The 7,395-nt window shown below is 67.6% G+C and carries 7 protein-coding genes and 1 pseudogene; 5 read left to right on the top strand and 3 right to left on the bottom strand.

The genetic code is table 11. The features are described from left to right. Positions 1 to 31 precede the first annotated feature (31 nt). From HMPREF2863_RS06885 to HMPREF2863_RS06900, 4 genes and pseudogenes are all read left to right on the top strand, one after another. Positions 32 to 562, top strand: a pseudogene (locus HMPREF2863_RS06885) (GyrI-like domain-containing protein); the annotation flags it as partial. A gap of 157 nt (positions 563 to 719) precedes the next feature. Next, positions 720 to 926 (top strand): hypothetical protein, encoded by a 207-nt coding sequence (locus HMPREF2863_RS06890; RefSeq protein WP_067190824.1) that lies wholly within the window; start codon positions 720 to 722, stop codon positions 924 to 926. 16 nt (positions 927 to 942) lie between these two features. Then, positions 943 to 1,125 carry a hypothetical protein gene (locus tag HMPREF2863_RS06895; protein WP_067190822.1) on the top strand — a complete coding sequence of 61 codons (183 nt, stop codon included), beginning with the start codon at positions 943 to 945 and terminating at the stop codon, positions 1,123 to 1,125. A gap of 8 nt (positions 1,126 to 1,133) precedes the next feature. Next, complete coding sequence (locus HMPREF2863_RS06900; RefSeq protein WP_067190820.1) at positions 1,134 to 1,730, top strand: Fic/DOC family protein; 597 nt, start codon at positions 1,134 to 1,136, stop codon at positions 1,728 to 1,730. Positions 1,731 to 1,769: 39 nt separating this feature from the next. Here HMPREF2863_RS06900 and HMPREF2863_RS06905 read toward each other — a convergent pair whose 3' ends face one another. Continuing rightward, entirely contained in the window at positions 1,770 to 2,447 is a 678-nt protein-coding gene (locus tag HMPREF2863_RS06905) for a nucleoside/nucleotide kinase family protein (RefSeq protein ID WP_067190845.1), read from the bottom strand. Between the two features lie 106 nt (positions 2,448 to 2,553). Beyond that, a complete protein-coding gene (mobF, locus tag HMPREF2863_RS06910; RefSeq protein WP_067190842.1) occupies positions 2,554 to 6,006 on the bottom strand; it encodes a MobF family relaxase in 3,453 nt (1,150 codons plus the stop codon). A 167-nt stretch (positions 6,007 to 6,173) separates the two neighbouring features. Here mobF and HMPREF2863_RS06915 point away from each other — a divergent pair, with 167 nt between their 5' ends. Further along, positions 6,174 to 6,851, top strand: a complete 678-nt coding sequence (locus HMPREF2863_RS06915; protein WP_082739837.1) for a metal-dependent transcriptional regulator — start codon at positions 6,174 to 6,176, stop codon at positions 6,849 to 6,851. Here the strand turns inward: HMPREF2863_RS06915 and HMPREF2863_RS11530 are convergent. Then, positions 6,752 to 7,348 carry a metal-dependent transcriptional regulator gene (locus HMPREF2863_RS11530; RefSeq protein WP_256388814.1) on the bottom strand — a complete coding sequence of 199 codons (597 nt, stop codon included), beginning with the start codon at positions 7,346 to 7,348 and terminating at the stop codon, positions 6,752 to 6,754. The genes HMPREF2863_RS06915 and HMPREF2863_RS11530 overlap by 100 nt on opposite strands. Positions 7,349 to 7,395 lie beyond the last annotated feature (47 nt).

The raw sequence follows: 7,395 nt of genomic DNA on the forward strand, positions 1-7,395 counted from the left end.
ACGGCTTACACAGACCATCTGACACGCCCGCCCCCTTCGATCACAACCGCAACTCAGGCTCCGCCTGACCGTCGAAGGGAACACCTCTATGGACACTCGCATCACCGACCGCCCGGCATTCCGGCTCGCTGGTCACTCCGTTCGCGTCCCGCTCATCCACGCGGGTGCAAACCCGCGCATCGAAGCGCATATCGCCGCACTGCCCGCGCAGGAGCATGGACGACTCAAGGCACTCGGCAATACGGAGCCCGCCGGGCTGCTCCAGGTCAGTGCCGATGTCGATCCCGACTACACCGAGGGGACCGAGCTGACCTACCTGCACGGTGTTGCGCTCGATGCGGGGACGACCGCGCCCGACGACCTCGACGTGATCGAGGTTCCGGCTGGCACCTGGGCGGTGTTCCGCACGAGCGGCCCCTACCCGGCAGCATTGCAGCACACCTACGCGGCGTCGGCGTCCGAATGGTTCCCCTCGAACCCGTGGCGCCTGCGCCCCGGCCCCTCAATCGTCGCAGTCCTCGATCGCGCCGAAGATTTCAGCACCGCGACCACCGAACTCTGAATGCCGATCGAACGCGCATAGAGCGACATGCGGGGCCTTCACGAACTCGTCAGCAGATCGTGAAGGCCCCGGTTTCGTTCGGAGGATAATGAGGGGAGACTGCAGCGAACACGACGTAGACTGAACCCGTAACGCCGACCACAAGGAGGCACCCCGCATGGCTACGAAGACTCGCGTATCCGAGGCGCACGTTCAGCGCGTCATTGCGGAAGTGCAGGCCGGGCAGCAGACCGCGGGCGAGGAAATGACTCCCGAGGGTCTGGAGTTGCTGGCTCGCCAGGTGCGCGGCGAAATCACGGTAGACGAAGCCGTCGAAGTGATCGCCGCTCGCACCCGCGCACGCCTCGCCGCCCGCACTGTCTGAACCGTATTGCGTCGCGATGCCTGATCGGTACACCTATCCGGGCAGCGATGTTCTCGTCAACAAGTTCGGCGTTACCGACTACGACGACTGGAAAGACGCCGAGGCGGACTTCATCGGTGCCCGCATGGTGCGTTGCGTGAGCATCCAATCCTCGGCGGATACGACCTTGCGCACCTGCAAGCGATCCACGCGTATCTGACGCAGGACATGTACTCGTGGGGCGGCGAGGTACGCGACACCGACACTCACCCCGGCGGAACTGGGATCGCGCACTGCCGCCCACAGTTCATCGTGCCCGAGGCCGAGCGCGTGTTCGGCATCCTCGCTGAGCGCAACTACCTGCACCGCTTGGACGCGGACGAGTTCTCTGAGGGGCTTGCCTGGGTGTGGGGTGAGACGACAGCGATCCACCCGTTCCGCGACGTGAACACGAGAACCCAGCATGTCTTCTTCAATCAGCTCGCCCGCGATGCTGGATGGGTCATCGACTGGTCGCAGATTCCCGGCGACGTGTTCGCCCACGCTCGCACCCTCGCCATCGTTCAAGACCCCTCGGGCTTGGACGCGCTGATCTGCCCGAATCTCGTCACCGTCGAGGACGCCGCACGGCACGACCGGCTGATAGGGCTGTTGAACGAGCACACTCAGGGCTTCACGACACGCAAGGCCGTCCGCGACCCTGCCGTGCTCGACCGGGAGCTGGACGCTGCACGCGAACGCCGCCGTGCCCTGCCTCCGGTGGATGCGTTCGGATACGACGCCCCGCCTGGCGGCGACCGGGGCGGCCCGCGTCTCGGACGGTAGCCGGGGGCAAGGGCGCGACGCGCCCGCGGCAGCTCTTGTCTATCGTTCGACGCGTGGCAGTCGCCCGTTTGGTCGAGCATGGACGGTCGGCTGTGCGGGGTCGTCGTTGTCGATGATGAGGTCTGCGCTAGCCTCGGGCGAGGCCTCCTGCTCGTACAGCTCGTAGGCGGGCTGGTAGCGCTCGGCATACATGCGCTGGGTTTGTTCCGGGCCGCCCAGATGGGCGCTGTCTCGGTCGATCCCGCGTTGCAGGCACACGGCAGGGCTGGTGCGCACATAGATCGTGGCATCCCAGTGCGCCGCCAGCTCGGGTCGCTGCAAGAACGTGCCATCCACGATCAGCACCGCATCAGGGGCGGCCTTCCACGGTTCGGCGTCGATGGGCTGGTCTGCATCAAGGTCGAACGACTCCGTGCGGATCATCCGATCACCATCGGGGGCGAGAGGCGCGAGCAACAACGACACCACGGCATCAAGGTCGCGGGCATCAAGGTAATACCCCTCGGCCGACATGCGCCCCCGCCGATACCGCTCGACCTTCGGACGGTGGAATCTGTCAATCTGGGCGCGGATCACCGAGCGGCCGGTCTGCTGGATGCCTGCGGCGAGTTCGTCAGCAAACGTGGTCTTGCCCGATGCGGTGCGCCCATCGACCGCCACCCGCACCGGAGCGGTACGGGGAAGCGCCACAATGCGGTGGACGACCTCGCGGATCATCTCGGCCCGTCGATCACCCATCAGCCACCTCGCCTCGTCGCACTTCTACCGTCATCTGTCATCCTATGGATGGGTTCTCCGCGAGAACCTGAAAGCAGAAACAGGGCTACCGGCTCAGACCAAACCCGTCACGCTCTGGCGTGCTGCGATCTTTCTGGGGGAAGTTGTATGGCCTGGCGCGTTCCTGCTCCACTCGCTGGGCCTCGCTCGCGGCCTGTTCTGCGCGGGTCTGCTCGATCCGTGCCACGGCTTCGGCGGGGGTGAGCGTGCGCAGCAGAGCGGCTTCCTCCCGCGCCTGCCTCGCGGTGTTCGCTGCTCGTGTGGCTTGTTGCATGGGGTTCGTGGTGAGGTATGCCTGCTGATTGCGGATCACGGTCTCCGCGCCGAACACTCGCGCGAACGCGACGAGTCGTTCGGTCTGTGCTCGCTCTGGCCGGTGCAGCAGGGCGTCGCGTGCTGCCTGGTGTTCCTGCTCGGCGTCGATCACGCGCGGGTCGCTGTCGATTCGGGGCCGGGTGACTCGCTCCACCCACGCATCTGCGCGTTCGTTCGACCTCGGCGGCTCGCCCCACTCGCTCGTCACCTGCTGGCGCGCTTCGGCGGTTCGCGCTTGGGCGTTCTCGTGCTCGTCGCGGGCGCGGCGCTTCCCGAACCACGACGACGCCGGCACCTGCTCGCTGGCTTCCTGTTCAGCAGCGTCGGCCTGTTGCCAGTCGGCGAGTGCCCCTCTCGCCGCGGAGACGACCGGCGCGGCGACCTCGGCGCGCACCTGCTCGGCACGCTCACGGGCGGACTGCTCGGCCGCTCGCGCCCTCTCCCGTACTTCGGTCTCGCGGTCGCTGAGGTCGGCAAGGGCGGCGCTGACCTGTTGCCAGCGTGCGGCCTGCGCCTCAGCCGTTGCCGCACGCTTGTCGAGCGCCGCCATCTCGTCGTTCACGAACCGCACGGGGCCGTTCTCGGTGAGCCCGGCCACTTCCTCGACGGCGCGGCGGGTGGCGTCGGCAAGTCCGCGGTCGGCGCGGTCGCGCTCCATCGCCTCGATGAATTGCGCCCTGGCGTCGGCCTGGCTCTCGGCGACGACGTGCAGCACGTTCGACTCGCGCCCGCGGGTCATGCCGACGTACACGCCTGCGGCGCTGGTCGCGTCGGTGAGGATCGTGTGCGACCCCGCCACGGTCGCGCCCTGCGCCCCGTAGGCGGTCGACGCATACGACAGGTGGGCGTGCTCGGCCACATAGTCGGCGGGGAGGCGCAGGGTGCGCTGCCGCTTCCGCCCGTTCCCGGCCTCGCGCACGGAGAGCGCGCCGTCGTCCTCGACGTGCTGCACGACCCATTGCTGCCGATTCGCTACGCCCACATCAGTGTTGTTCTTCCGCGTCTGAATCACATCCCCGGCCCCGATGGGCAGGCCGTCGTTCCCGTACACGGTCGTCGTGTCGTCGACTGCACCGTGCGAGACTCGTTCCTCGCGGATGCGGGCGTTGACGGTGCGGGCTTCATCGTTCGTGCTGACGGTGATCGCTTCGCCGTCCTGCCGCGCCTGGGCGATATGCTCGCGCGCCTCTTCGCCGCTGTCGTGCAGGCGGATGAGACCGAGCCTGGCGAGCTGGTCGAACACCTCGCCGGGGTTTCTGCCGTCGCGCATCCGTAGCGTGACTTCGGCGTAGGCGGGGTCGGTGAAGCGGTGCACCTCGGCCATATCGAACGTGTGACCCCGGAACTGCGCGGCCACATCGAGCACGCCGCCACGACCGACCGCGGCGAGCTGGGCGCGATCCCCGACCAGTGCGACCGTCGCGCCAGCCTCATCGCAGACGGTCAGCAGGGCGATCGCGGTGTCCTGGTCGAGCATCCCGGCCTCGTCCACGATCACCCGCTCACCCCGCGCCAGCCGCTCGTCCTCGGACGGGCCGCGATAGGTGCGGCCCGTCTCGGGGTCGGTGTCGCCGGGTGCGAGGCGCGTCCATACGCCGTCACTGTTCCAGCGCCACCCGTGCGCGTGCACGAGCGCCGCAACACTGCTCGCGGGCACGTCGAGTTCGTCGCGTGCGACCTGCGCGGCGCGCAACGTCGGCGCAACCACCCGCGACACCCGGCCATGCTGCGCCGCGACCTCGATAGCGACACCGAGCATCGTGGTCTTGCCCGCACCCGCTGCACCCTCCACGACGACGAGCGGATCGCGCGATGCGACCGCGGCGGCGGCGCGCTCCTGCCCAGCGTCCAGACCCCGCGCCTTTGCCGCGTCGCGCACGTCGGGGTGCTTCGGCTCCCGCTTCGGCACTCGTGCGGTCAGGAGGTCGCGCAGTTCCGTCTCAGCCTGCACCACGCGCAGGCTCGTGAGGTGCGCCACATGCTCCGGGGCCGGTGCGCCGGGCGGGAGGATCGAGAAGCAATCCTCCATCGCCAACGCCGTTGCAATGCGCACGAACTCGCGCACCTCGGCGGGTGCGGCCTGCACGCCGTACTCGGTCATGATCCGCGTCGCGTGCTCCTGCACCGTGTGCCGCGTCCACGCCGAACTACCTGCGGCGCACCGATCCAGCGCACGGCTCGCCACGACTTGCACGGAGAGGTCATCCAGCGACACCGGCGCACGACGCACGGGCCGGCGCCACGTCTCCGGGTCGTAGCCGGCTTCTCGCAACTCCGTCGCCCACGCCTGTTCTTCGCGCAGCGTGGTGGGCTTCTTCGCGGGCCGCTCATACGCCCACGCTTTCGCCGCGAGCCGGGCCGAGACGACCGGCCCCACAGTCTCGCCCGGATGCGCCGCCTCCCACTCCGCCTCGAAGCGTTCCAAGTGCTTGCGCACCTGCTCGCCGCGCTTACTCATCACACCGTTGAACCGCTCGAGCTCGACCACCTCACCCGATACCGGATCAAGGGTCAAACCGTGCCCTTCCAGCACCTCCGCAAGCTCAGGGTGCGCGGCGATCACCGCGGTGCCGAGCGCGCGAATCGCGCCCTGCTGGCGGAACAACGCCGCCGTGTCCAGCGCCCGCCACTTCCCAGCCGCCCATACGCGGGTACCGACCTGAAAGTGGATATGCCGGTGCGGATCACCCGCCCGCGACGTGCGGTGCGACACCGCCACCGTCTGCAACTGCTGGACGGGCACCACCTCCTGCTTGCCGCGCGGCCCGACACGGGTCACGGAATGCTCGGCGAGCCACGCCTGAATCTCCGCCACCGCGTCCTGCTGCGCCCGGTCGAGAACATCGGAGACCTCCGGGTGGAGCGCTGCGGCAATCGAGAGCGACTTCGGAGCGTTCACCACCATCTCCGCGAACCGCGGCGACCCCTGTTTCCCGACACCCGGTAGACGGGGCGTGCCCATCGACTCGCCCGTGACCGGGTTCACCCAATCCACCCACGCCGCATACGCCTCCGGGTCAAGCCCGACCGCAGCAGTCACGTTCCCGCCGCCGTCGAGCGCGGTGAACGCCGCCACAGACGCATCCGCGCCGAGGTAATAGTCATCGGCACGGGAGCGGTCGGCCTCGACATACCGACGCGCGTCGGCTCCGGTACCCCGGAACAGGATCACGCCGCCATGCATGAGGATCACTACCTATTGTTTCTACTACAGAAACGGACGTATCTACCACGGTAGCATACGTTCATTCAGAAGAACAGGGAGGTGCAACGAGTTGCCGCTGCGGGTACTCGTGGCGGCCGGGAGTACGGCTGTACGTAGTTGAGTCTTCGGCAGGTTATTCTGCCGGTATGTCGGTTTCTGAATTGTCTGCGAGTAGCCAGGACTATTTGAAGGCGGTATGGGCCCTGGCGGAGTGGTCGGAGACCCCGGTGACGCCGAAGCTGATGGCGGATCGGATGGGGTTGAAGCTCTCTTCGGTGTCGGATGCGGTTCGGAAGCTCACCGAGCAGGGCTTTCTCGAGCATGCGCCGTACGGTGCGGTGACGTTGACCGCGCAGGGGCGGGTGCACGCGGTTGCGATGGTGCGCAGACATCGTCTCATCGAGACGTTCCTCGTGGAAACGCTCGGGTATCGGTGGGATCAGGTGCATGACGAGGCCGAGACGCTCGAGCACGCCGTATCCGATTTCATGATCGAGCGTCTTGCCGAGCTCCTCGGGCATCCTGATCGCGACCCGCACGGTGACCCCATACCCTCTGCGGACGGCACTGTCGCACGCCCCAACGCGATCCACTTGACTGCGCTTGCGCCGGGGCAGCGGGCGCGGGTGGAGCGGATCTCCGACGATGATCCGCAGTTGCTGCAGTTCTTCGCGGAGAACGGGGTCCGCTACGGCACCGTGCTCGAAGCGCACCCGAGTACCCCCTATTCGGAAGTGATCGAGGTGCGTGTCGAGGGTCGGACAGAGAGGCTCGCGCTGGGGCGCGCCGCCACTGATGCGGTCTGGGTGGAAGCACTGACCTGAGCCGGGTTCTGGTGTTCCTTCCCGTCCGGTCTCGCGGTGAAGATTCGGTAGGCTGCCTGGACTCCGATCGTGTGCGCCGTGTTGTTGCATATCAAGTCGATCACCCCGGTCGCGTGATCCATCTGCTCCACGCGAACAAGTCGTCCCGGGGTGAGGCCGAGGGCATCGAAGCGCTCGAGTAGCGCGGGGTCGGTGTCGGAGACGCGCAGGATCTCCAGTTCCACACCGCTGCGCTGTTCGCTCAACGGACGACCGCGCCGTGCGGGCGATTCGCCGGTTCCGGGTATCGGGTTGCCGTATGGGTCGGTCTGCGGTGAGCCCGCGACCGCGTGGAGGCGGTTCGCAAGGTCGTCGTGGAGCACCGGCATCAGTTCGTCGGCTTCCCTGGCGACCTCCGGCCAGGCATAGTCGAGCACCTGGTACAGGAACGCGCGGGCGATGCGGTTGTGCCGGATCACTGCGAGGGCGAGCTGTTCGCCCTTGAGGGTGAGTTCGATCGGCCCGTACGGTTTGTGGGCTCTTCACAATCGAGGGTGTAGACGGG

This window comes from Micrococcus sp. HMSC067E09, assembly GCF_001812555.1.
GTDB classification, from domain to species: domain Bacteria; phylum Actinomycetota; class Actinomycetes; order Actinomycetales; family Micrococcaceae; genus Micrococcus; species Micrococcus lylae.

What these genes read in the sequence shown, in the direction of transcription:
- HMPREF2863_RS06890 (WP_067190824.1), top strand. Translation starts at nt 720, where the DNA reads ATGGCTACGAAGACTCGCGTATCCGAGGCGCACGTTCAGCGCGTCATT.
- HMPREF2863_RS06895 (WP_067190822.1), top strand. Translation starts at nt 943, where the DNA reads ATGCCTGATCGGTACACCTATCCGGGCAGCGATGTTCTCGTCAACAAG.
- HMPREF2863_RS06900 (WP_067190820.1), top strand. Translation starts at nt 1,134, where the DNA reads ATGTACTCGTGGGGCGGCGAGGTACGCGACACCGACACTCACCCCGGC.
- HMPREF2863_RS06905 (WP_067190845.1), bottom strand. Translation starts at nt 2,447, where the DNA reads ATGATCCGCGAGGTCGTCCACCGCATTGTGGCGCTTCCCCGTACCGCT.
- mobF (WP_067190842.1), bottom strand. Translation starts at nt 6,006, where the DNA reads ATGCATGGCGGCGTGATCCTGTTCCGGGGTACCGGAGCCGACGCGCGT.
- HMPREF2863_RS06915 (WP_082739837.1), top strand. Translation starts at nt 6,174, where the DNA reads ATGTCGGTTTCTGAATTGTCTGCGAGTAGCCAGGACTATTTGAAGGCG.